The organism is Paracoccus maritimus, from assembly GCF_025195095.1.
Lineage (GTDB): Bacteria > Pseudomonadota > Alphaproteobacteria > Rhodobacterales > Rhodobacteraceae > Paracoccus > Paracoccus maritimus.
This window is the reverse complement of sequence record NZ_JANAVZ010000005.1, coordinates 266,512-289,236: the sequence shown is the minus strand read 5'-3', so window position 1 is coordinate 289,236 and position 22,725 is coordinate 266,512. Positions and strand designations below refer to the sequence as shown.

Annotated in this window: 22 protein-coding genes; 10 read left to right on the top strand and 12 right to left on the bottom strand. The window is 62.7% G+C overall.

Translation table 11 applies throughout. The features are described 5' to 3' along the window. Positions 1-24 precede the first annotated feature (24 nt). Positions 25-786, top strand: coding sequence for a sulfotransferase family protein (locus MU516_RS11140; protein ID WP_260277286.1), 762 nt, complete (start codon positions 25-27; stop codon positions 784-786). Here the strand turns inward: MU516_RS11140 and MU516_RS11135 are convergent. From MU516_RS11135 to MU516_RS11120, 4 genes are all read right to left on the bottom strand, one after another. Further along, positions 783-2,882 carry a hybrid sensor histidine kinase/response regulator gene (locus MU516_RS11135; protein WP_260277285.1) on the bottom strand — a complete coding sequence of 700 codons (2,100 nt, stop codon included), beginning with the start codon at positions 2,880-2,882 and terminating at the stop codon, positions 783-785. The two genes, MU516_RS11140 and MU516_RS11135, sit on opposite strands and share 4 nt — an antisense overlap. An 82-nt stretch (positions 2,883-2,964) precedes the next feature. Continuing rightward, on the bottom strand, positions 2,965-4,119 hold the full coding sequence (locus tag MU516_RS11130; RefSeq protein ID WP_260277284.1) for an RsmB/NOP family class I SAM-dependent RNA methyltransferase: 1,155 nt from the start codon (positions 4,117-4,119) through the stop codon (positions 2,965-2,967). 151 nt (positions 4,120-4,270) lie between these two features. Further along, positions 4,271-4,462 carry a DUF3008 family protein gene (locus MU516_RS11125; RefSeq protein ID WP_260277283.1) on the bottom strand — a complete coding sequence of 64 codons (192 nt, stop codon included), beginning with the start codon at positions 4,460-4,462 and terminating at the stop codon, positions 4,271-4,273. Between the two features lie 51 nt (positions 4,463-4,513). Further along, positions 4,514-4,978, bottom strand: coding sequence for a GatB/YqeY domain-containing protein (locus MU516_RS11120; protein ID WP_260277282.1), 465 nt, complete (start codon positions 4,976-4,978; stop codon positions 4,514-4,516). A gap of 182 nt (positions 4,979-5,160) precedes the next feature. Here MU516_RS11120 and carA point away from each other — a divergent pair, with 182 nt between their 5' ends. Beyond that, the gene (gene carA / locus MU516_RS11115; protein ID WP_260277281.1) at positions 5,161-6,309 is read left to right on the top strand and encodes a glutamine-hydrolyzing carbamoyl-phosphate synthase small subunit; all 1,149 of its coding nucleotides are present in this window, start codon (positions 5,161-5,163) and stop codon (positions 6,307-6,309) included. A gap of 71 nt (positions 6,310-6,380) precedes the next feature. Next, positions 6,381-8,534: a glycosyltransferase gene (locus tag MU516_RS11110; RefSeq protein WP_260277280.1), complete on the top strand. Its 2,154-nt coding sequence runs from the start codon at positions 6,381-6,383 to the stop codon at positions 8,532-8,534. Here MU516_RS11110 and MU516_RS11105 read toward each other — a convergent pair. Next, positions 8,531-11,326: a [protein-PII] uridylyltransferase family protein gene (locus tag MU516_RS11105; protein ID WP_260277279.1), complete on the bottom strand. Its 2,796-nt coding sequence runs from the start codon at positions 11,324-11,326 to the stop codon at positions 8,531-8,533. The genes MU516_RS11110 and MU516_RS11105 overlap by 4 nt on opposite strands. Before the next feature lie 212 nt (positions 11,327-11,538). Here MU516_RS11105 and MU516_RS11100 point away from each other — a divergent pair, with 212 nt between their 5' ends. The 3 genes from MU516_RS11100 (at position 11,539) to ilvN (ending at position 14,917) form a co-directional block, all read left to right on the top strand. Beyond that, a complete protein-coding gene (locus tag MU516_RS11100; RefSeq protein ID WP_260277278.1) occupies positions 11,539-12,378 on the top strand; it encodes an arginyltransferase in 840 nt (279 codons plus the stop codon). A 158-nt stretch (positions 12,379-12,536) separates the two neighbouring features. Then, positions 12,537-14,291, top strand: a complete 1,755-nt coding sequence (locus MU516_RS11095) for an acetolactate synthase 3 large subunit (RefSeq protein ID WP_260277277.1) — start codon at positions 12,537-12,539, stop codon at positions 14,289-14,291. A 65-nt stretch (positions 14,292-14,356) separates the two neighbouring features. After that, positions 14,357-14,917: an acetolactate synthase small subunit gene (ilvN, locus tag MU516_RS11090; RefSeq protein WP_209056549.1), complete on the top strand. Its 561-nt coding sequence runs from the start codon at positions 14,357-14,359 to the stop codon at positions 14,915-14,917. A 43-nt stretch (positions 14,918-14,960) separates the two neighbouring features. Here ilvN and MU516_RS11085 read toward each other — a convergent pair whose 3' ends face one another. The 3 genes from MU516_RS11085 to MU516_RS11075 all read right to left on the bottom strand — a co-directional run bounded on the left by MU516_RS11085 (position 14,961) and on the right by MU516_RS11075 (position 17,533). After that, a complete protein-coding gene (locus MU516_RS11085) occupies positions 14,961-15,314 on the bottom strand; it encodes a hypothetical protein (protein ID WP_260277276.1) in 354 nt (117 codons plus the stop codon). A gap of 160 nt (positions 15,315-15,474) precedes the next feature. After that, positions 15,475-16,767 (bottom strand): DUF2254 domain-containing protein, encoded by a 1,293-nt coding sequence (locus MU516_RS11080; RefSeq protein WP_260277275.1) that lies wholly within the window; start codon positions 16,765-16,767, stop codon positions 15,475-15,477. Positions 16,768-16,771: 4 nt separating this feature from the next. Further along, positions 16,772-17,533 (bottom strand): M48 family metalloprotease, encoded by a 762-nt coding sequence (locus MU516_RS11075; protein ID WP_260277274.1) that lies wholly within the window; start codon positions 17,531-17,533, stop codon positions 16,772-16,774. 140 nt (positions 17,534-17,673) lie between these two features. Here MU516_RS11075 and MU516_RS11070 point away from each other — a divergent pair, with 140 nt between their 5' ends. From MU516_RS11070 to MU516_RS11060, 3 genes are all read left to right on the top strand, one after another. Further along, complete coding sequence (locus tag MU516_RS11070; protein ID WP_260277273.1) at positions 17,674-17,922, top strand: hypothetical protein; 249 nt, start codon at positions 17,674-17,676, stop codon at positions 17,920-17,922. Between the two features lie 65 nt (positions 17,923-17,987). Then, positions 17,988-18,560, top strand: a complete 573-nt coding sequence (locus MU516_RS11065; protein ID WP_260277272.1) for a nitroreductase family protein — start codon at positions 17,988-17,990, stop codon at positions 18,558-18,560. Continuing rightward, a complete protein-coding gene (locus tag MU516_RS11060) occupies positions 18,557-19,273 on the top strand; it encodes an EI24 domain-containing protein (RefSeq protein ID WP_260277271.1) in 717 nt (238 codons plus the stop codon). Before MU516_RS11065 ends, MU516_RS11060 begins: the two co-directional genes overlap by 4 nt. Here the strand turns inward: MU516_RS11060 and MU516_RS11055 are convergent. Next, entirely contained in the window at positions 19,230-19,499 is a 270-nt protein-coding gene (locus MU516_RS11055; protein ID WP_260277270.1) for a DUF1467 family protein, read from the bottom strand. The genes MU516_RS11060 and MU516_RS11055 overlap by 44 nt on opposite strands. Beyond that, complete coding sequence (mce, locus tag MU516_RS11050) at positions 19,496-19,903, bottom strand: methylmalonyl-CoA epimerase (protein WP_260277269.1); 408 nt, start codon at positions 19,901-19,903, stop codon at positions 19,496-19,498. Before mce ends, MU516_RS11055 begins: the two co-directional genes overlap by 4 nt. Positions 19,904-20,034: 131 nt before the next feature. Here mce and MU516_RS11045 point away from each other — a divergent pair, with 131 nt between their 5' ends. Next, positions 20,035-20,769, top strand: coding sequence for a response regulator (locus MU516_RS11045; RefSeq protein ID WP_425606845.1), 735 nt, complete (start codon positions 20,035-20,037; stop codon positions 20,767-20,769). 2 nt (positions 20,770-20,771) lie between these two features. Here MU516_RS11045 and MU516_RS11040 read toward each other — a convergent pair whose 3' ends face one another. Together MU516_RS11040 and MU516_RS11035 are read right to left on the bottom strand one after the other, a co-directional pair. After that, the gene (locus MU516_RS11040) at positions 20,772-21,521 is read right to left on the bottom strand and encodes a GNAT family N-acetyltransferase (protein WP_260277268.1); all 750 of its coding nucleotides are present in this window, start codon (positions 21,519-21,521) and stop codon (positions 20,772-20,774) included. A 25-nt stretch (positions 21,522-21,546) separates the two neighbouring features. Beyond that, the gene (locus MU516_RS11035; protein WP_260277267.1) at positions 21,547-22,725 is read right to left on the bottom strand and encodes a DUF1501 domain-containing protein; all 1,179 of its coding nucleotides are present in this window, start codon (positions 22,723-22,725) and stop codon (positions 21,547-21,549) included.

Here is a 22,725-nt window from a genome sequence, read left to right as displayed (position 1 = left end):
CACTAACCTTTGCGCGATCCAGCTTTGCTTTTCAAGGCCGAACACTGCCGTGTCGCATTATCTTGCTGCGATTATCCCGCCCAACGCTTAACAAAGCGTTTACAACTGGCATCTCTGTCGTTATGGCGCCCGACGCGACAGCCACAGGACAGTTCGGACATGTTGATCTTCTGGGAAGAACGGCTGGTCTTTCTTGCGACCCCAAAGGCAGGCTCCACCGCGGTCGAGACGGCACTTGAATCCCTTTCCTCCGCAGCGATCCAACGCCCGGCCGTCCTCAAGCACACGAATATTTCCAGCTACCGCAGCCATCTGGCCCCATGGCTTGACGCACAAACGGGCGATCGCTTCACGACCGTCGCGCTGATGCGAGAGCCGGTGGACTGGCTTCGCAGCTGGTATCGCTTCAAGTTGAGGGACGACCTTGACGATCCTCTGCACCGCATGGAAGGCGTAGGTTTCAGCCGCTTCGTGCGCGACTACATCTCGCCAGAAGGCCGTGCCAGCCTGATGATCGGGACGCAATCCGAGTTCCTGACCGATGACCATGGACATGTCGACCAGATCTTCCGATACGAAGACATGGCTGGATTCGTGGAGTTTCTTGAAGATCGCCTGAATTGTGCGATCGAACTTCCGCGTATCAACGTGCCCCCTTCGGTAGATGTGCGTCTTGACCAAGACGAGGAAACCCTGCTGCGCGAATGCCTTCGTGATGACATATCGCTCTACGCGAAGATCGGACAGGACAACGGCACAGGCAAGGCGGCGGCTGGCGATGTTTAATGCAGTGTCGGCGCTCCGGTCCCTGCAAGCTGCGCCTCAACGAGATGGGTCAGCTCCGCAAGCGTGAACGGCTTCGCAAGAAATAGCGAGTTCGGGACCGGGGCATGCCCCTCTCCGAAAATGTCCTCGGTATAGCCTGACATGAAGATGACGCGAGTTCCCGGTCTATCCCTAAGCGCCGTTCGGACCCAACTGGGCCCGTCCATGCCGGGCATCACGACGTCTGTCACAAAAACATCGATTGTCAGCCGGCTGTCCGACAGCAGATCCAGCGCATGCTCGGCGTTCGTGGCCTCAAGAACGTCGTAGCCCTTGAGCTTCAGGGCGCGCGCCGCGAATGCGCGGACAGGCGCCTCATCCTCAACCAGAAGGATCGTAGCCTGTCGCGTCGGCAACGGTGCTGTAGCCTCGGCAGGTGTGGCAGCCACAGGGGACATCTTGATCGCAGCATCAGCATGCGCCGGGAAATACAGCGAAAAACAGGTTCCCTGCCCGGTCACGCTATCGCAGAAGATATAGCCGCCGGTCTGCTTTACGATCCCATATGCGGTCGACAGCCCAAGCCCCGTCCCCTCTCCGACACGCTTCGTCGTAAAGAAGGGTTCGAACATCTTTGCTTGGTGATCTGGCGATATGCCGCAACCCTCATCGATCACGCGGACACGAACATAGTCACCGGCGGGCAGCGCGACCCGGTCGCGACGCAAGGCGTCGGAAAGATGCACATTCTCTGTATCGATCCTGATTTCGCCACCCTCGGGCATTGCGTCGCGGGCATTGACGACAAGATTCATGATAACCTGCTCCAATTGACGCTTGTCGGCCCGGATCGGGCGCAAGGCGGGGTCATGGTTGATGGTCAGAGCGACGCGCTCACCGACCAGCCTGTTCAGAAGATGGGTCAGGTCGGCCAGCGTGTCGCGAAGGTCCAACGTCTCCAGCTTCAGCGTCTGCTTGCGTGAGAAGGCCAGCAACTGCCCGACAAGAGCAGCGGCACGGTTGGCGTTCTGGCTGATCTGGTCGAGATCAGAGTAGTCGGGATGCCCCTTGTCATGGCGCAGCATCAGCAGATCACAATGTCCGCTGATGGCTGTCAGCAAGTTGTTGAAATCATGTGCAACACCGCCCGCCAGTTGACCGATCGCCTGCATCTTCTGACTTTGGACGAACTGCGCCTCCAGCGTCTTCAGCGCACTGGCATCATTCAGCACCGCGATCACCCCGGCCCGAACCGTCGGATCTGGGGCCAGGGTCACCTGAAGATGCACGTCTTCATCCCCGTCATTGCCGCGCAAACGCAACATTTCCGGGCGCCCATCGATGCGCCTCGCACTCGCATCCAAAATCCAGTCCCCGACCGGGCGACCCGGACCCTCCAGGACGCTTCCCAGATGGAGAGCGCCTTGCAGGGAAGCCTGATCCAGCGAAAGCAGCGCGCGCGCGGCCGCATTCGCGCCGCGAATATGCCCCTCCGGTGCAAGGCGCAACAGCGCGACCGGCAACGCCTCGAATTCATCCTGCGCTTCGCTGTCCTCCAGGTCCATTGCAAGTGCCTCATCTTCCAGGCCATCGCCTGGCCGGTGATAGGACCACACCTGCAGAGGTGCGTCAGCAGCCCTGCTAAGCGCCAGAACCTCACCTTCGGACAAGTCTATCTCGGCCGAGCCGTGCCGCAACGCGCGCGCCGACAGATCCGCGAGATCGCTTTCCGCGTCCGCGCGCAACCGGGACACGAGGGTCAGCACATTCTGTCCGGTAATATCGTCGAAATCCCGGCACGCAGCCGCGTTCTGAAACAACACCAAACCGTCCGAATCGCAGATCCACACCGGCTCTGGCGCTGCAGCAACCTCGCCCCTGATCGCCGAGAGGGCGCGCCTGCCGGACAGTTTTCGCCAACCATGTGACAGCGCGATCGCGCCCCCGAGGACGTACCAGGCAACAGAGATGGTCGAAAAAATGATCGCCGCGCGACCCGCGTCACTTCCCGGCAGGATCACAAGCAACAGCGCCCCGACAAGCAATGGCAGCATCAGCAGTGGCAATGCCGCCAATGCGCTGCGAGGAATACCCGACTGATCGTCCCAATGCGCCATCCGAATCGCTTTCCTGCGGTCTTTCCCGTCAGATTTAGCGCAACTTCGCTTAACAGCGCGTTAATTCGGGTGCCCCGGCCTATCAGAACTTTCTGCACAGTAAGGCAAGGTAGAAGCCGTCCCCGGCATCCAGCGGAGTCCATGATTGCCGATGGACCCGCTGATACCCGGTGTCGCGATCCAGAAGCCCGGCGATCTGGTCATCATTTTCCGCATCGAGCACCGAGCATGTCATATAGGCCAAGTGCCCGCCGGGGCGCACAAGCGTGGCGACCCGATCCAGAATTTCCGACTGGGTTCTGACCAGCGCAGAAAGTGAATCGGGAGTCAGCCGCCACTTCATGTCAGGGCTGCGGCGCCACGTGCCAGACCCGGAACATGGCACATCGGCGACGACCAGATCGAACGGTCCCTGTGGCGTGCCGGAAATCTCGACCCGCAGATCCGCACGTGCCGCGCGATCAGGCAGATCCTTCATCCGTTCGGCAGAGGCGTCGTGGGCAACAAGGCGCATCTTGTCCTGCCGCCCACCCAGCGCCAGGGTCTTGCCGCCGCCGCCAGCGCAATAATCCAAGACATGATCGCCGGACCGTAACGGAACCGCGGCACAGGCAAGTTGCGGCGACAGGTCCTGCAACTCGACCAGCCCTTTCAGATAGGCCTCGCTTCTTGCGATCCGGCGCTCACCCTCCAAGACCCGCAGAGCGGTATGCAGGACACCATGCCGCTCCACATGCACGTCCGCTGCGCGCAGCGATCCGATCGCTTCCTCGACGCTTGCACGACGCGGATTGACCCGCAGCCATACGGGTGCGCGGTGACGCATCGCCTCTGCCACCGCTGTCGCATCGGCCCCAAGCGAGGCTTTCCATTGCGGCCACAGCCAGTCAGGAAGGTCCGACCCTTGTTCAACGTCAGGCACATGACGACGTTCGTCGGATGTCAGGGTCGAAGGCGCATGCCCGACACCTGTAAATACCTCATCGGGATCGCGACCAGACGCACGCACATGACCCAGCATCAGCCCCCTGCCGCCAGTCGCACTGCCACCCAACCGGGCCAGGCTATCGCGTCGCCGCAGCGAATCGAAGACAAGGTCCCGAACTGCGGCCCGGTCACCGGATCCTGCGAAACGACTGTTGCGCGACCAGCGCAAGAGCGCACGTTCGGCGGGCTCGCCGTCAAGAACATGGTCCAGAATATCGATCGCAGCGGCGACCCTGGCGGCTGGTGTCATTCGGTATCATGTCCTGAGCTCGTCACGTCGCCGTTGCTGACACATCTGTTCCGATGTGACTAGCAGAGCCGAAATGAAATATCCTCGCCCCCTGTGACGGGCAGTTCGCCAAACCCTGCAGGCGAAGGTCCGCCTCGAAGACTTGTTGTGGTCAGCGATCATCCTCGACATGGTCCGGCAAGCCGTCCAGATCGGTAGAGGCAAAATCCTCCAACTCGTCCTCGGTCATGCTGTCATACATCTCGCGGGACGCGCCCTGAAGTTCGGCGACCTTGGTCTCGCCGCGCTTTGCCGATAACGCTGCGCCGGCGGCGCGTTGCTGTGCCTTGGATCTTGCTGGCATGAAACACCTCCGACACGTGAACGTCATCATCCTGCCGGAGGTTTCCACAGATCAGTTCAGCAACCTGTCCTTGACCATCGGACCGACCGTGCCGAAATCCATCTGACCTGCATGGCGCTGCCGCAGATCGGCCATGACACGCCCCATGTCGCGGATGCTGGAAGCACCCAGATCGCTGATGACGCTGTCGATCGCGGACACGGTTTCTGCCTCGCTTAGCTGTCTTGGCAGAAACTCCTGAATGATCTCGATTTCTTCCTGCTCTTGCGCCGCAAGCTCCAACCGGCCGCCCTCTTCGTAGGCGCGCACCGATTCCTGACGCTGCTTGACCATCCTGGACATGATCGCGACAAGCTCGGCTTCGGTCATCTCGCCGCCCTCGCCATCCCCGCCGCGCAGGGCGATCTCGCGATCCTTGACCGCCGCGCCGATCAGCCGCAGCGTGGACAGCCTTGTGCTGTCTCGTGACTTCATTGCATCCTTGGTGGCGGCTTGCAGTCTTGCTCGCAGATCCATCAGACAGTCTCCCGGGAATATCCCTTGGGGCGCGCACTTCTGGCACACGCCGCAAAGCAGGCGATGTAGGCGCAAGGCGCGCGGGAATCAAGCCGCCATGCCGTGCGCGGCGGTCCGGCGCGGCTTGACCTTCCTGCGCGTCGAACATATTCACCGGCTGATTTCAGACCAGAGGTGCCGACATGGCCGCAAAACCGACCGCCTGCCTTGCGCTTGCCGACGGGACCGTCTTCTACGGCCATGGCTTCGGTGCCACCGGAGAGGTGGTGGCCGAGTTGGTCTTCAACACCGCGATGACCGGCTATCAGGAGATCATGACCGATCCCTCTTACGCCAGCCAGATCGTTACCTTCACCTTTCCTCATATCGGCAACACCGGCGTCACCGACGAAGATGACGAGGCGGCCGACCCTGTGGCCAGCGGCATTGTCGTGCGCTGGGACCCGACCCAGCCCTCGAACTGGCGCGCTGCGGGCCAGCTGCCCGAGTGGATGGAGCGGCGTGGTCGCATCGGGATCGGCGGCGTGGATACGCGCAGGCTGACACGCGCGATCCGGCAACAAGGCGCCCCGCATGTCGTTCTTGCGCACGATCCGGACGGCAGCTTCGATCTGGAAGCGATGATTGCCAAGGCGCGCGACTGGCACGGGCTGGTCGGCCTGGACCTGGCGCGAGAGGTCAGCTGCGCGCAAGGTTATCGCTGGCAGGAAGGTGGTTGGGAATGGGGCCAGGGCTTCGGCACGTCCCCCGAGGAAAAACCCTTCAAGGTCGTCGCGCTGGATTATGGCGCAAAGCGCAACATTCTCAGGTCATTGGTCTCTCATGGCGCCGACGTCACCGTGCTGCCGGCGACCGCCACCGCAGAAGAGGTGATGGCACACGAACCCGAAGGCGTGTTCCTGTCGAATGGCCCGGGCGATCCGGCTGCCACGGGTGAATACGCGGTGCCGATGATCCGCGACCTTCTGGCACGCGACATGCCGATCTTCGGGATTTGCCTGGGTCACCAGATGCTGGCGCTGGCACTTGGTGCAAAGACCGTCAAGATGAGCCATGGCCATCACGGCGCGAACCATCCTGTGCGCGACAATGAAACCGGCAAGGTCGAGATCACGTCGATGAATCACGGCTTCGCGGTGGACAGTCAGACCTTGCCGAAGGGCGTGGTCGAAACCCATGTCAGCCTGTTCGATGGCAGCAATTGCGGAATCAGGGTCAGCGAGAAGCCGGTCTTTTCCGTGCAGCACCATCCCGAGGCTTCACCAGGACCGCAGGACAGCCTTTATCTGTTCCGCCGCTTTGCCGATTCGATGCGTTCCCGGCGCGGCTGAGCAGACCTTACACTTAACCTCTTCTTAACGGCTTTCGTGGCACGACTGGACGTTCCAGAAAGGAATCGTCTATGGCCGAACTTGCCGAGCTGACCCCGTCCACCCCGCTGGACCATGCAGATCCGCAGCGTGCGACGCCGACATTCGCCCCGCGACGTCGGTTGCCTCTGGGCCAGATTCTTCTCGAAGACGGTGCGATCGAGCCGGGGAACCTGCTGAAGGCGGTCGTGATGCGGCAGCGTCAGAAGGCGCGGCTTGGACAGATCCTGCTGTCGCAGGGCTGGGTGACGCCCGAGGCGCTGACCCGTGCGCTGTCGCGGCAATGGCGCACCACCTTGGTCGATCCGACGGCGACGCCCGCCGATCCGCGTCTGATCGATGCCGTCGGTGCCGGATATTGCCTAACCCACGGCATTCTGCCCTGGCGGCGCATCGGCGGCGTCACCTGGATCGCCACCGCGCGCCCGGAACTGTTTCAGGCGCTCAGCCCGTCGCTGCCCGCCGAATTCGGACAGATCCGCATGTTGCTGTGCTCAGAGGCACAAGTGCAGGACGCGATCCTGTCTCTACGCCGAAGCTCCATGGTCCGTGCCGCCGAGTTGCGCGTTCCCGCCGGCGAAAGCTGTCGGACTCGCAACGAACGCCGCACCGGTCAGTTGGCACTGGCGGTCATGGCTGCAATCGCGCTGGGTCTGTGGATGGTGCCCGTCTGGGTGCTGACCGCCTTGACCGCCTGGGCGGCGCTGACATTGCTGACCCAAACCGCGCTGAAGCTTGGCGCGTTCTTCGCCGCACTTCGTATCCGCGCCGAGCAGCGCGATCTTCGGCGGGCGGCACGTGCCGGACAAATCGCCTTGCCGCAGATGGACGGCGCGCTGCCGGTCATTTCGGTCATGGTGCCGTTGTTTCGGGAAAGCGATGTCGCGGGCAAGCTGGTGGCACGGCTGGCGCGTCTGGACTATCCGCGCGAGCTGACCGACATCCTGCTGGTCATCGAGGCCGACGACGAAGTGACGCGCAAGGCGCTGGAAGGTGCTCGGCTGCCCGGCTGGCTGCGCGTCGTCGAGGTGCCAGAAGGGCCGATCCAGACCAAGCCGCGTGCGCTGAATTATGCTCTGAATTTCTGCCGGGGCGAGATCGTGGGCGTCTGGGACGCCGAGGATCGGCCCGACCCCGATCAGTTGCACAAGGTGGCGCGTGGATTTCATTTCGCGGCGGACGATGTCGCCTGCCTGCAGGGCGCGCTGGACTATTACAATCCGCGAACCAACTGGCTGGCGCGCTGCTTCACGGTCGAATACGCGGCGTGGTTCCGGGTCCTGCTGCCTGGCGTGGCCAGACTTGGGCTGGTGGTTCCCCTGGGCGGCACCACCCTGTTCTTCCGACGCGACGCGTTGGAGGCGGTCGATGCATGGGATGCATGGAACGTCACCGAAGACGCGGATCTGGGCGTCCGGCTGGCCCGGCGCGGCTGGCGAACCGAGATCCTTGATACCACCACCGACGAAGAGGCGAACTGCCGCGCCCTGCCATGGGTCAAGCAGCGATCACGCTGGCTCAAGGGCTATGCGATGACCTGGGGCGTCCACATGCGCAATCCCGTCGCGTTGTGGCGCGATCTGGGCGCGTGGCGGTTCTGGGGATTCCAGATCCAGTTCTTCGGCACCCTCTCTCAGTATCTGCTGGCCCCGGTGCTGTGGAGCTTCTGGTTGCTGAGCCTTGGATTGCCGCATCCGCTGCGTGCGCCGTTGTCGGGCATCTGGGGCGGGCAGGCGATCACTGCGTTGTTCGCGATCTTCGTGACCTCGGAACTGATCAGCATCGGGATCAACATGTGGGCTGTCCGGGGCGCCAAGCATCGTCACCTGATGACATGGGTGCCGACCCTGCATGTCTATTTCCCGCTTGGCTGCCTTGCCGGCTGGAAGGCGATCTACGAGGTCGTCGTCAAACCGTTCTATTGGGACAAGACCGCGCACGGCATTTTCGAGGCGACCGAGACCGACGACACGTCTCCGCAATTGGGTGACGGGACGGTTCAACTGCCACCGTTGGGCCAGATCGGCGGACGGACGCTGACCGAATTGGCGGCAAAAACGGGAAACAACGCACCTACGCCGGGCGCAAGTCTGCCGCTTGCCGAGGTTGTGGGCGGCGGCGCTCTGCGCCCGATCACAGCAACTGCTGATCAACCAAAGACCGGACTGCGACAGGCGACTGGCTAAGTCGCTGGACCAGAGACGCAGGAACCGATGATCGAAGCGGCCGCCGACAGCCCCGCGTCAAGCCTTTCCGCCAATGTATCCAGATCGTCCTGTCCCGTTTCACGCAGCAGCAGTTCCTGTCCGCCTCGACCCAACTCCGTCATGTCCAGGGGCCGTTCGGTCAAAAGCCGCCCCGACGCGTGCAGCCGCCACAGAAGGCGCCAGATCGACGCCAAGCTGTCCACCTGATCCCGATCCAGCAGTCCAGCCCGCCTGCCCGACCGCAACTGGGCCAGGGTGGCACGCGCCGGATCGCCGGCACGCAACGCGCAGGACTGTCCAAGAAGTTCGATATCCTGCAATCTGCCGGGGCCTGTCTTGGCCTCCCACCGGCCATCGGGGGTCTTCGCCGCAAAGATCCGTGCACGCATCTGGGCGAGGTCGGGCATGACACGCGCGTCCTTGCCCCTGTCGCGCAGCACCTTCAGGCGCAGCGCCTCTACCCTCTCCGCAAGATCGGTGCCGGCGGCCCCTGCAGTGGCAACGATCCGGGCCCGTGTCAGGGCCAGATGCTCCCACGTCCAGGCCTCGGTCATCTGGTAGTTCTCGAAGCTTTGCACCGAGGTGGCGACGGGGCCCTGCCGACCCGACGGCCGCAGCCGCATGTCCACCTCGTATAACCTTCCTTCGGCGGTCGGCGCGGACAGGGCCGTGATCATCGCCTGTGTCAGCCGCGAATAATAGGCCCGGGTCGCAAGGGGCTTGGGGCCATCGGAACTGTCCACCCCGTCCGCGTCGTAGATCACGATCAGATCAAGATCCGACCCCGCATTCAACATCCGCGCGCCAAGCGAGCCCATCCCCATCACCGCGGCCCCGTTTCCGGGCGGCGGGCCATGACGGCGCGCGAATTCGTCTGTCACAACGGGAAACAGCGCCCGCACGCAGGCATCCGCCAGATCGGCATATTGCATTCCCGCCTCGTCGGCATCGATCAGACCGCGCAGGTGATGCACGCCGATGCGGAAATGCCATTCATGCGCCCACCGCCGCGCGGCATCCAGCGCACGTTCATAACCGCCATCCGGCGCGTCCAGCGCGGATCGCAGGATACGTCCCAGATTCTCGTCCAGCCCCGGCACGCCCGGCCACGGCGCGAAGAAGCTGCCGCCCAGAACCGCGTCCAGAACCGCCGAATGACGCGCAAGATAGGCCGCAAGGCCCGGCGCGGTCCCGCAAATATCGACGATCAGTTCGATCAGTTGCGGATTGGCCTCGAACAGCGAAAACAGCTGCACCCCGGCCGGCAGCCCGGACAGGAAACCGTCGAAACGTGCCAGCGCCTCGTCGGGATGTCCAGTTCGCGCCATCCTTGCCAGCAATTCCGGCTCGACCCGCTTGAAAATCTGCTGCGCGCGGGTCGATCGCAGCGCCGGATAGCCCTGCCAGCGGTCGATGATGGCATGCGCCTCGTCCGACAACTCGGGGCGTTCTGACGTCTCGCCCGGCGCGAAGAACGATTCCGTCAGGTCGTGAACCCGTTCAAGCCGTGATTTCAGCCGTGCACACCAGTCATCCACATCGCCCTCGCCCATCATGGCGGCGATCACCGAAAGCCCGTCGCGATCCTTGGGCAGGCTGTGGGTCTGCGCGTCGTTCACCATCTGAATGCGATGTTCGATGTCGCGGTGGCGGCGATAATGTTCCGTCAACTCGTCCGCAACGTCGGTCGGAATCCACCCCTTTTCAGCCAGTGCCGTCAACCCGCCGACCGTATCGCGACAGCGCAGATCGGCGTCACGGCCGCCCGCGATCAACTGCCGGGTCTGGGTGAAGAACTCAATCTCACGAATGCCCCCTCGGCCCAGCTTCATGTTATGGCCCGGCACCTCCAGCCGGCCGCCAAGCCCCTTGTGATCACGGATCCTAAGCCGCATGTCATGGGCATCTTGGATGGCCGCGAAGTCCAGATGCTTGCGCCATACGAAGGGGCGCAACTCGGTCAGGAAACGCTGGCCCGCGGCAATGTCGCCCGCGGCCGCGCGGGCCTTGATGAAGGCCGCGCGTTCCCATGTGCGGCCTTCGGCCTCGTAATAGGCCAACGCCGCCGCCGTCGAGATGCAGACCGGGGTGACCGAGGCATCGGGACGCAGCCTAAGGTCGGTGCGAAAGACATAGCCGTGCTCGGTCACGTCCGATAGCGTGGCCGCCATCTTGCGCGTCGCGCGGATCAGCGCCGACCGCGCCTCGTGCTGATCCTGCTCGGCATAGGCGGTTTCGTCGAACAACACGATCAGATCGATGTCAGAGCTGTAGTTCAGCTCGCGCGCGCCGCCCTTGCCCATTGCCAGCGCGAAGATGCCGCCCGCATCAGCATCGGTTTGCGGCAACTTGCCACGCCGCGCCTCGGCAGCAACGTGAATGCGCAACGCCAGGTCCACCGCACGGTCCGCAAGATCGGACAACGCGCCGGTCACCTGCTCCAGCGACCAGACCCCGCCCAGATCGGCCAATGCCGTCTGCAGCGCGACGCGCCGTTTTGCACGACGCAGCGCAGCGCCCAGTTCGGGGGCGTCAAGATCATCGAATCCTTTGGTCTCGCGCATGACGACGTCAGGGTGATCCAGCGCCCCCGAGCGCAACCAGTCGGCTTCTTTCTCGATCAGCCCCGCAAGATACGGGCTGCATCCCGCGGTTGCTGCCAGAAGATCTGTCAGGCGGTCAGGCAGGTCGCCGAACCGTTCGCGGATGTCGTGGGCACGGTCCTGATCGGCGGGCAGCGGCAGACGAGTGATGGCGGCATCGAATTCCATGCGCGCCAGACTAGCCGAAGCCTTTGTCCCGTCAACGCGAAGACTTGTCTGCAATCATCCCGCGCCGCAGGTCTGCGTTAACTCTTTCCCGGCTTGGCGCATCGGATTTTCGTTGCTAGGCTTTCGGCCAGATCAACAATCGGGCGCACACGGACTCGCAGCACACGCATGACCAGTTCCGACTCGTCCATCCGCCACACGGATCGCATCTGATGCGCCATACCGTCCCGCACGCGCCGCAATTCTATGTGACGGCACCGCAACCCTGTCCGTATCTTCACGGCCGGGCCGAGCGTAAGCTGTTCACGGCATTGCATGGCGAAAACGCGGCCGAGCTGAACAACGCGCTGTCGCGGCAGGGCTTTCGCAGATCACAGAACGTCCTGTACCGCCCCAGCTGCGAAAGCTGCGTGGCCTGCATGTCGGCGCGCATCCGGGTTGCAGATTTTCACGCCTCGCGGACACAGCGGCGCCTGATGCGCAGGAACGGGGCACTGCGGCGACTTGCGACAAGCGCATGGGCCACCGAAGAACAGTTCGATCTGTTCCGCAGCTATCTGGACCACCGCCACGCCGATGGCGGCATGGCCGATATGGATATCTTCGAATTCGCGGCGATGATCGAGGAAACGCCGGTCAAGACCCGTGTGATCGAATACCGCTGCGACGGAGCCGAGCCTGGCAAGATCGCCCCGGGGGACGATCATCTGGCGGCGGTCTGTCTGACCGACGTGCTGGATGACGGGCTGAGCCTTGTTTACAGCTTCTACGATCCGGCGCTTGCCTCGGCCAGCCTTGGCACTCATGTCATTCTGGATCACATCGAGATCGCGCGCGCCGCCAAGTTGCCCTATGTCTATCTGGGCTATTGGGTGCCCGGCAGCCGCAAGATGGACTACAAGGCGCGCTTCTCGGCGCTGGAAATATACAAGGGCGGGGTCTGGCAGGATATCGGCGACCCCGAGGATCATTCGAACGAGGCCCATCCCTTGTCCGTCGATCCGATCGTCGAACAGGTGGCGCGCATCGCCCTGCCGCAATTCGACCGCTAACGCACGGCAAGCCGGGAAAGAAAATTACAATTTGCCGCCCCCCTGCGTCACTTTCTCCACCAACCCCCATTGACCCTGACTTGCCTCCTCCATAGTTTGCGCCGACGCTCTGACCGGGTGCGTCAAGAGCCGAGCATTGACTTGATGGAGTAGAGAAAATGTCCCGAAGCATGACGGGTGCGAGAATGGTTGTCGAAGCGCTGCGCGATCAGGGCGTCGATACCGTATTCGGCTATCCGGGCGGGGCCGTGCTACCCATTTATGATGAGATCTTTCAGCAGAACGACATCACGCATGTCCTGGTCCGCCACGAACAGGGTGCCGTGCACATGGCCGAGGGATATGCCCGATCGACCGGCAAGCCGGGCGTGGTGCTGGTCACATCGGGACCCGGCGCAACCAATGCCGTTACCGGACTGACCGACGCGCTGCTGGATTCGATCCCGCTGGTCGTTCTGTCGGGACAGGTTCCGACCTTCCTGATCGGCACCGACGGATTTCAAGAGGCCGATACCGTCGGCATCACTCGCCCCTGCACCAAGCACAACTGGCTGGTGAAGGATCCCGCCAAGCTGGCCGAGACGATCCACAAGGGGTTCCATGTCGCGACCTCGGGCCGTCCCGGCCCCGTCCTGATCGACATTCCCAAGGACGTCCAGTTTGCGACCGCCGATTATGTCGGCCCCAAACAGATCGAACCCGCCAAGTATCAGCCTGCGCGCAAGGGCGACATCGCGGCGATCACCCGGCTGGTGGAACTGATCGAACAGGCCGAACGCCCGATCCTTTACACCGGCGGCGGCGTCATCAATTCAGGCCCCGCTGCCAGCCAGTTGCTGCGCGAACTGGCGGATGCAACGGGGATCCCGGTCACTTCGACCCTGATGGGTCTGGGCGCCTACCCGGCATCCGGCAAGAACTGGATCGGGATGTTGGGGATGCACGGCCTCTACGAGGCCAATCTGGCCATGCATGACTGCGACCTTATGATCAATCTGGGGGCGCGTTTCGACGACCGGATCACCGGGCGCATCGCAGATTTCAGCCCCGGTTCGGTCAAGGCACATGTCGATATCGATCCCTCGTCGATCAACAAGGTGATCCGTGTCGATATTCCCATCCTTGGCGATGTCGGCCATGTGCTGGAGGATCTGCTGAAGGTCTGGAAGTCGCGGGGGCGAAAGGTCAACACGCCTGCGCTTGGCAAATGGTGGGAGAAGATCGAGGGCTGGAAGTCGAAGAACTGCCTGTTCTTCCGCAACAGCGACAAGATCATCAAGCCGCAGCACGCAATGCAACGGCTTGAGGCGCTGACCAAGGGTCATGACCGCTATATCACGACCGAGGTCGGCCAGCACCAGATGTGGGCCGCGCAGTATCTGGGCTTTGATGAGCCGAACCGCTGGATGACATCGGGCGGGCTTGGGACCATGGGCTACGGCCTGCCGGCATCGATCGGCGTACAGATGGCGCATCCCGAGGCGTTGGTCATCAACGTGGCCGGCGACGCAAGCTGGCTGATGAACATGCAAGAAATGGGCACGGCGGTCCAGTTCCGCCTTCCGGTCAAGCAATTCATCCTGAACAACGAACGCCTGGGCATGGTCCGCCAGTGGCAGCAATTGCTGCATGGCGAACGATATAGCCAGTCGTGGTCGGACAGCCTTCCCGATTTCGTCAAGCTGGCAGAAGCCTTTGGCTGCAAGGGTGCTCAGGTGCGCGATCCCGGCGATCTGGACGCGGCGATTCAGCAGATGATCGACTATGATGGACCGTTCATCCTGGATGTACTGGTCGAGAAGCATGAGAACTGCTTCCCGATGATCCCCTCGGGCAAGCCGCACAACGAGATGTTGTTGGGCGAGGCCGAGACGCAGGGTGTCATCGAATCGCAGGGCGCGGTTCTGGTCTGAAATGTCGTTGCGGGGGCGCGCCCCCGCATCCCGGGAAATATCCGCGAAGAAGAAGAGGGCGGACCATGAACGCGTTGAACATCCAGAAGGGTATGTCGAGCCATTCGGCCTATGACCTGCGTGACCCGAATGCAGAAATCGTCGAAAGCCACACGCTTGCCGTGCTGGTCGAGAACGAACCGGGCGTGCTGGCGCGGGTGATCGGGCTGTTTTCAGGTCGCGGCTACAACATCGACAGCCTCACCGTCGCCGAGGTCGATCATACCGGCCACCAGTCCCGAATTACCGTGGTCACAAGCGGCACGCCCGCGGTGATCGAACAGATCAAGGCGCAGCTTGGTCGAATCGTGCCGGTGCACGAAGTCCACGACCTGACGGTCGAAGGCCCGTCGGTCGAACGCGAACTGGGCCTGTTCAAGGTGCGCGGTCAGGGCGACAAGCGCGTCGAGGCACTGCGTATCGCCGAGATATTCCGGGCGAATGTCGTGGATTCGACCTTGGAAAGCTTCGTCTTCGAACTGGTGGGCACCCCATCGAAGCTGGATGCGTTTGCGGATCTGATGCGCCCATTGGGACTCGCGGATCTGGCGCGCACGGGTGTGGCCGCGTTGGCTCGCGGCGCCTAAGCCAATCCTGCGCGCGCGCCCGGTCGCGTCGATCAAGTCCGGGCTAGCGGACCGCGCCGACCCGCAGGGTGGGCGCGGGACATGACTCAAGAATCTCATCCGGTTCGCGCGACGCGACAAGACGAAGTTGTCTCGCGGGGGATTTATCGCAGTGCACTTTGCGCAGCATTCCCGGCAAATGAGGGCATACCTGTTCCGAGAGGATCGAAACATCTCGCGCGTGGCGCAGATCACCGATCAGTTCGCAATCAAGCTCCAACAGGTCACCTGGTTCCGGCCAACGCCTGTCACAGATCAGGTTGTCTCGGCCTTGCAGATAAGCCAGCGCACCTTGGTCCTCGCACCAGATGACTGCTTTCTCTCGTGCATCGCTGCTCCAGACCACCACCCCGATCATCAGCTTTCTTCCTTCCGTCACGCCACCACCATGCAACCCCAGTTCGACAGTCTAAATGTGCATGGTTAACGCGACTAAAGCAGAAATCCGCCGATATTCCAGTTTTTTCTTTTGCGTATCCCGCAATTTTTTTCAGCCCATACGCGAGAACACAGAAAAATCACTCAAGAGGCTGAGAAATATTTAGAATTTCTTCAAATATTGAAACCAGATCAGCGCGCTGCGACTTCAATGCAACAGAATCGCGGTTGAAATGCATGATTTCCCGCGACAATTCGACGACGCCATCCCCATAGATGGACGGCGAAATCCCGCCGAGAGACTTCATCGCTTCCAACAAGGCACGCTGCACCTGAAAGTTTGCCGCGCCATCGCGGGCAAGCGGCAGAAAGCCTTCTTTCAGAAGCTCGATGGCGGTAATCGACGCCATGTAGATGCGCGGATATTCGACTGCAGGCGCGACCTGTTCTCGCCACTTGCACAATACGCCTACCATGTGGCCCACAGCCAGAACCGCACTGCCCGGATCATTGATCCCCGGCGACAGCGCCCGCTGACCCGTTTCGGAAAGCACCTGGATTCCGAACCGCGGGTCCTGATCGAAATTCCGCTCCTCGCCGATCGTCAGACAGGCCAGCAGCCGCTTGCGCAACGCTGCCTCTTCGTCAGGGTCGTGCGGCACGGCACTTACATTCAAGACGACGGTCGCCGGGCTGACAAAGTCGCCCGGCGTCGTGGTCAGATAAATCAGCACATCATTGTTTTCCGCCACCTTGGACAGGCCAGCCATGTCACAGTGCTGCAGATATCCGACGGTTTCGGGGCAGACCGGAACCGTTCCCGACGGAGGCGCGCCGCGCAGAGGGTTCGCACCCAGCCACGGCGCCTCGAGCCTGGCCTCCAACGCATCGGATGCAGCCCTGGCGACCCGGCCGACCGTATCGCCGACGCGGCCAAGTTGACCCAGATGGTCGATCCATCGCAACAGCGACACGACCACGACAAGGACCACCAGCAAGGTGGCACCGAACAGAACAAGCCTCCCGGCCTGGCCATAAATCTGGGTCTTGAGAAGAATGATGCTGACCAGGCTGAACAGGAACGCGCCGATGAAGGTTGCCAGCACCGTCTGGCTGACCGGATCGGATACAAGCAGCCGCACCGCACGCGGCGTCGCGGTCGAACCGGCGGCCGCATATGCAGCCGTCAGGATCGACAACGAAAAGGTCGTGACGGTCAACATCGACGAGGCCAGGATCTGCAGGATCGATTCGATGGCCTCGGCACCGATCTTGGCAGGCAGGTCGGACGGGATGAAATCCTTTACCAGATAGCCGATGATCGCGGTCAACGCCCCAAGCACGGCGAACGCCGTGACCCGCACCCATACCTCGCGGGACAGTTCCCGGATCCGAAAACGCAGCTTGCCGATTGTGCCGCCGCGCGGTGCCATTCGCTTATCGCACCCGACCGCTGGCGACATCGGCTACAGCGCGATTGACCTGCGCCAGCCTTGATGCGCGGGATGGATGCGTTCCAAGGATATGATCGCCGGGATCGGGAATGCGAAGGAAGAACTGCGATCCCAGGACGGGATCGAAGCCGGCGTTCACCGCGATGATCGCCCCAAGATAGTCGGCCTGCAATTCCCATTCCTTGGAATAGTACCGCGACCCGACCGATGCGCCGATGCGCTGCGCGGTTTCAATGGCCGACTGGTCCCCGCCATAGACCGACGCGATGCTGCCCAGAATGACCGCGCCCGCCGTGGCGGCACCAGTCTTGCGCTCCAGGTGGTTCAGGATGTGATGGCTCGCCTCGTGCCCGACCACAAATGCGATCTCATCGCCGTTTCGGGTCGCGGCGATCAGCGACAACGTGAATCCGATGATCGGTCGGCCGTTGTCATCGACGGTTTGGAAGGCATTCGGCTCGAGGTCCGGCCGATCATCAACGACGAACTGGAAGTCGCAATTGATCGGCTGTGTGCGGCGCTGAAGGCATTCACGTTCCACGGCCGGCTCCATTCGGCGCATGACCGCAACAAAGGTCCGGGCGGCATCTTGCGGCGAGCCGGCGCTGTAGGGAGATTGCGATTGGGTGCGCTCGGCTGCTTGCTCGGCCGTCTGCTGCGCGGGCATGGGTGCACAGCCGGACAGCGCCAAAAGCCCCGCCAGCATCGCCGCCACCATCCGAAACGTGCCGCCTGCCCTGCTCATTCATGCCTCTTGTTATCTGGTCCGCCAAATCCTGCGCGGCTTTGGTTGCAGCTTATAGCGGCGCTTGAAAGGGTGCAAACCCAGCGGGTTGCTGCCAGTCACGCTTCGCGCGATTGTCATGGCTCTGCAAGGAGACACCGATGTTCACTATCGAGCACGATTTCGACGCCACCGTGATCACCCTGATCGACGAAACCGAGGCCAATACCCGCCCCCTGAACGAGGATGTCGTCATCCTGACATTCGACGACCGCGTCGTGATCGAGCAGATGAACCCCGAAGGCGACGAGGTGGCACGAATCACCCTGACCATGCAGCAGCTGACCGAATTGCGGCTGGCGCTGAACCTGCCAGAAGGAAACTACCGGCTGGAAAAGCCAGAGAGCTAGTCGAGAAACAGCTTGTCGCGCGAGGTGGCGCCTCGGATCAAAACGGCGTCAGACAGGAGACCTAGATGGAACACCGCAATCAGGGCGCGCTGGATTTTCTGGCCAGCCGTCGATCTCACCCGCCCAAGCTGCTTGCCGGACCGCCACCTGATCATGCCGAAATGATGCGGCTGCTGACGCTGGCCGCGCGCGCGCCCGACCATGGCAAGCTGGAACCATGGCGATTCGTGGTGCTGGGGCGACAGACACTGGACAGGCTTGCGCCGATTCTGCGGCAAGAGGTTCTGGCGTCGGGTCAAGACAGCGCGGCCGCTGAAAAAGCCGCGTCAGCCTTTGCCTCGCCGGTCATTGTCGCGGTGATTTCGGCTCCCGTGGTCAGCGACAAGATCCCCGAATGGGAACAGATCCTGTCGGCGGGGGCGGTCTGTCTTGGGCTGGTCAATGCAGCACTGGCGTCAGGCTGGGGGGCGGCGTGGCTGACTGGCTTTGCAGCAACGAACCCGGGGTTCGGCCGCGCGCATCTGGGCCTGAAGGACGGCGAACGAATCGCCGGTCTTATCCATATCGGCAGCCGCGCAGCCGTCCCGCCGGAGCGCCCCCGCCCCGATATCGAAGCCAAGTCGGTCTTTCTGGAATGATCGCGCTGCGTGCCCTGCTGCTGGGATGGGGCGATCTGCTGCGTCCGCGCATCCTCTCGCTGGTGCTGACCGGCATCGCCCTGACGCTGGTGCTGTTCGTGATCTTGCAGGCGGCGACGTTCTGGCTGATCCGGCTGTTCGCGCCCGGCAGCCTGACGTTGCCCTGGATCGGCGTCATCGATGTCGGAAACACCTTGTCATGGGGATCGCTGGCGCTCTTTCCCTTGATGGGCTTCTTTCTGATGGCCCCCGTCGCAGCCGGTTTCGCAGGACTTTTCGCCGAAAGAGTCGCTGATGCCGTGGAATCGATCCACTATCCCGCGCGCCGCGGCCAACCGCTGGATTTTCTGGATGGTTTTCTTGAATCGCTGGCCGTGATGGCCGCGATCGTTGGCATCGCGCTTCTATCGCTGATCCTGACGCCCTTCCTTGGTCCCTTCGCGCCCGTTTTGTTCTACGGTGCGAACGGCTGGCTGCTGGGACGCGAATTCTTCCAGATGGCGGCGCGGCGTCACCTGAATGCCGCGCGGGCTGGCGACCTGCGCCGCCGCAACGGTTTCCGTATTGCCGCTGCCGGTGCGCTGGTCGCGGTGGCGCTGACGGTGCCTTTGGTGAATATCGCGGTGCCGCTGCTGGCCGCGGCCGCGTTCACCCATCTGTTTCACCTGATCAGCGCAGCAAACGGTCAAACCCGGCGATATCCGCGCGGCTGACGAACCCGCCAAGGATGACCCCCGCGATCACCGCCCAGAGAGCGGCCGAGATCAGCGTCGTCTGGGTCAGCTTGCGCTTCCACGGTGTGCCCTCGGGCGCGCCGGCCGGCGTTCCGGGCACGATCTCACCTGCGTCCTGCTGGCTGCGCTGACCGATCGGCACCACGACGAACAGCGTCAGAAACCACAGGATCGCATACAGGACGATGCCACCTGTCAGATTCATGATGCCTGCTCCAGTTCGATCAGGCAGCCATTGAAGTCCTTGGGATGCAGGAACAGCACCGGCTTGCCATGCGCGCCGATCTTTGGCTCGCCATTGCCCAAAACCCGCGCGCCTTCGGATTTCAGACGATCTCGCGCGGCGATGATGTCATCAACCTCGAAGCACATGTGGTGGATGCCGCCCGACGGGTTCTTGTCCAGGAAGCCCTGGATCGGGCTATCTTCGCCAAGAGGGTAAAGCAGTTCGATCTTGGTGTTGGGCAGGTCTATGAACACGACCGTCACGCCGTGATCGGGTTCATCCTGGGGCGGATGCACCGTCGCGCCAAGGGTGTTCCTGTATTGCGCCGCCGCAGCCGACAGGTCCGGCACGGCGATGGCGACATGGTTCAGACGTCCGATCATGCAAGCCTCCGTTTACGGGCTGTCATAAGGGCTTCAGCGCCCGGACGAAAGGAAAACAGGATCACATTAACGGCTTCTTAGGGAATCGGCGCTTATCTGGTTCCACCAGCGGCAAATAAATGGGGACAGACATGCTGACCGATCTGACAGCCGGACCGAAGGACACGTTGCCGATGTGGCGCATGGCGCTGCCTGGCCGCCCCCTGACCGGGCTGACCGTGCTGGTGGTCGAGGATTCGCGGTTCGCCAGCGAAGCCGTGCGTCTGCTTTGCCTGCGTTCGGGGGCCCGGATCCGACGGGCCGACTGCCTGAGATCGGCGGAACGGCATCTGCGGACCTATCGCCCGGCGGTGGTCATCGTCGATCTTGGCCTTCCAGACGGCGACGGTGCCGGGCTGATCCGACAGATCGCATCTGCTGAACCGCGCGTGCCGGTGGTCCTTGGACTTTCAGGCGACCCTGATGGCCGCGATGCCGCCATGTCGGCAGGCGCCGACGGCTTCCTGACCAAACCGGTCGAAAGCCTTGCGACTTTCCAGCAGGCGATCCTTTCGGCGCTTCCGCCCGAAGCGCGGTCCGCCGGCCCGCGCCTGCTTCCCGACGATGTCATTCAACCCGACACCTCGGGCTTGCGCGACGATCTGGCGCATGTGGCCGAGATCCTGTCCAACGCCCATGACACCGCCGCGATCGACTATATCGCCAGGTTCCTGGCAGGAGTCGCGCGATCGGCCCATGACGCCGCGCTGGAGGATGCCGCAACTGCCTTGGCGCGGGATCACCAGGCCGGTCATGCATTGGCCAGCGATCTGGCACGGATCAGCAGCATGGTCCAGGACAGGCTGGCCAGCGTTGCCGAAATGTGACGTCAGCTCTGATGGCCAGTCCGGGTCAGTTCCGACAGGCTGCGCAGTTGCTGGCCGCGGCGATCGAAATTGTCGGGCGACAGCCAGTCGTCATAGGCGTGGGACAACGTACCCCAGTCACGGTCGGTGATGGCAAACCACGCCGTGTCACGATTTCTGCCCTTGACGATCATGTGCTGCCGGAACACGCCCTCGAAGCGAAAACCAAACCGCAACGCCGCGCGTCTTGAGGGGGCGTTCAGCGCGTTGCATTTCCATTCGACACGGCGATAGCCAGACATGAAGGCCCATCCGATCATCGCCATCAGCGCGGCACTGCCGATGCGCGCGCCCTGAATGGCCGGCGACAGCATGATATTGCCGATCTCGATCACGCCCGCGCTGCGATCCATGCGCATGAACGCGGCATAACCCAACGCCGCCGATGCCGCGTCCGGATCGAATATGCTATAGAAGCACGGATCCTCGCCGCCCTCGACACCCCGCATCCAGGTCAGCAGATCTTCCGCGGTGGAATACGGGCCATTCGGCATATAGTCCCACAGCCAGTCCTGCCCCACGACTGCAGCATGGATTGCAGCGGCGTCACGTTCGGCAGACATTCGTTTCAGCCGCACCCAGCGCGTCAGGATCGGCGCAGCGCCCGGCAAAGGGGGCGGTGCGAATCCGTGAACCGGTGCGCCTATCGGCCTTAATTCCTTGTGATCGTCGCGCTCGGTCAGTTCTTCAGGCCCGCACTCGCCGTGATGCATCAGCCCCACCCCCATCAAAACCTGTTCAGGCCAGAATGCGCGGATTGTCCTGCATGTCGAGACCGGGAAAGACCGCCTGTTCCAATGCATCGCGCGACAGACCGTAAAGATCGCGCAGCGCCCACGCCGCATAGGCGCGGATGTCGCGCATCGGCATCAGGTCGCGCCCCGCATAAAGATCGCCTTCGGCCAACCCTGGCCAGCGCCCGACCACGCGCCCGCCCCGCACCGCGCCACCAGCCATCAGCATGGCGCCGCCGGTTCCGTGATCGGTTCCGCCGCTGCCGTTCTCGGCGACGGTACGCCCGAACTCGGTCATTGCCAGAACAGTCGTTTGCGACCAGTTCGCACCCAGCCCCTGCTTCAGCGTCAGCACGGCATCCGCCAGGCGATCCAGTGCACGGCCCAGAACCTGCGGCTGCCGTGCATGGCTGTCCCATCCCGAGATCGAGAACGTCGCGATGCGCGTCTGGTCGTTCAGACGGTCGGCGGCAAACTTTGCCAATGCACGCACATCGCGCGATGGACCGGCGTCAGCCACCGTGCGGCCGATGCCTTCGGCGGCGATTTCCATCGCCTGCCCGCCCGCCGCGCGAAACAGCGGGTCATCATGATAGACCCGCTCAAGCAAGCGCTGCGCCTGAGGGCCAAGATCGAACTCTGCCTCGGGTGCCCAGCTTTTCGCAGGGGCTGGCCCGTCCAGAATCCGCATGTCGGACAATCCCACGGAATATGCGGTCTCGGAACGCAATCCGGGCATCTGCTGCAACAGCCGGTTCAGCCAACCATCGCGCTGATTTCGCAAGTCGATATCCGTCCCGGTTCCGGCCTCCAGCATGTCCTGGCCATCGAAATGGCTGCGCTTGTCGCGATAGGGCGTCGAGACGGCCGGCACGAAAGCCAACTCGCCCGCCTGCCAAAGCGGCATCAGAGGTTCAAGGCGCGGATGCATTGCGAAAAACCCGTCCAGATCCAGCGCGCCATTCTTTGGCCCCGCCGACAAGGTCTTGCGCAGCTTCCTTAACCGGGGATCGCCATATGGTTGAAACACGTCCAACCCGTCCATCGCGCCGCGCAGGATGATGACGACCAATCTGTTTTCACCCGGCGCAGACGCAAAGGCAATGCTGGACAGGATCGGATGCGCCGCCGCCGAGCAGCCGATCAGCCCCGTGGACTTCAGAAACAGGCGTCGTGACAGCAT

Coding starts and splice junctions, on each gene's coding strand:
- MU516_RS11120 (WP_260277282.1), bottom strand. CDS start 4,978: ATGGATCTGCGAGCAAGACTGCAAGCCGCCACCAAGGATGCAATGAAG.
- MU516_RS11060 (WP_260277271.1), top strand. CDS start 18,557: ATGATCGCGCTGCGTGCCCTGCTGCTGGGATGGGGCGATCTGCTGCGT.
- carA (WP_260277281.1), top strand. CDS start 5,161: ATGGCCGCAAAACCGACCGCCTGCCTTGCGCTTGCCGACGGGACCGTC.
- MU516_RS11130 (WP_260277284.1), bottom strand. CDS start 4,119: ATGACACCAGCCGCCAGGGTCGCCGCTGCGATCGATATTCTGGACCAT.
- MU516_RS11110 (WP_260277280.1), top strand. CDS start 6,381: ATGGCCGAACTTGCCGAGCTGACCCCGTCCACCCCGCTGGACCATGCA.
- mce (WP_260277269.1), bottom strand. CDS start 19,903: ATGATCGGACGTCTGAACCATGTCGCCATCGCCGTGCCGGACCTGTCG.
- MU516_RS11045 (WP_425606845.1), top strand. CDS start 20,035: ATGCTGACCGATCTGACAGCCGGACCGAAGGACACGTTGCCGATGTGG.
- MU516_RS11075 (WP_260277274.1), bottom strand. CDS start 17,533: ATGAGCAGGGCAGGCGGCACGTTTCGGATGGTGGCGGCGATGCTGGCG.
- MU516_RS11070 (WP_260277273.1), top strand. CDS start 17,674: ATGTTCACTATCGAGCACGATTTCGACGCCACCGTGATCACCCTGATC.
- MU516_RS11085 (WP_260277276.1), bottom strand. CDS start 15,314: ATGATCGGGGTGGTGGTCTGGAGCAGCGATGCACGAGAGAAAGCAGTC.
- ilvN (WP_209056549.1), top strand. CDS start 14,357: ATGAACGCGTTGAACATCCAGAAGGGTATGTCGAGCCATTCGGCCTAT.
- MU516_RS11040 (WP_260277268.1), bottom strand. CDS start 21,521: ATGCATCACGGCGAGTGCGGGCCTGAAGAACTGACCGAGCGCGACGAT.
- MU516_RS11055 (WP_260277270.1), bottom strand. CDS start 19,499: ATGAATCTGACAGGTGGCATCGTCCTGTATGCGATCCTGTGGTTTCTG.
- MU516_RS11065 (WP_260277272.1), top strand. CDS start 17,988: ATGGAACACCGCAATCAGGGCGCGCTGGATTTTCTGGCCAGCCGTCGA.
- MU516_RS11035 (WP_260277267.1), bottom strand. CDS start 22,725: ATGCTGTCACGACGCCTGTTTCTGAAGTCCACGGGGCTGATCGGCTGC.
- MU516_RS11095 (WP_260277277.1), top strand. CDS start 12,537: ATGTCCCGAAGCATGACGGGTGCGAGAATGGTTGTCGAAGCGCTGCGC.
- MU516_RS11125 (WP_260277283.1), bottom strand. CDS start 4,462: ATGCCAGCAAGATCCAAGGCACAGCAACGCGCCGCCGGCGCAGCGTTA.
- MU516_RS11080 (WP_260277275.1), bottom strand. CDS start 16,767: ATGGCACCGCGCGGCGGCACAATCGGCAAGCTGCGTTTTCGGATCCGG.
- MU516_RS11135 (WP_260277285.1), bottom strand. CDS start 2,882: ATGGCGCATTGGGACGATCAGTCGGGTATTCCTCGCAGCGCATTGGCG.
- MU516_RS11105 (WP_260277279.1), bottom strand. CDS start 11,326: ATGGAATTCGATGCCGCCATCACTCGTCTGCCGCTGCCCGCCGATCAG.
- MU516_RS11100 (WP_260277278.1), top strand. CDS start 11,539: ATGCGCCATACCGTCCCGCACGCGCCGCAATTCTATGTGACGGCACCG.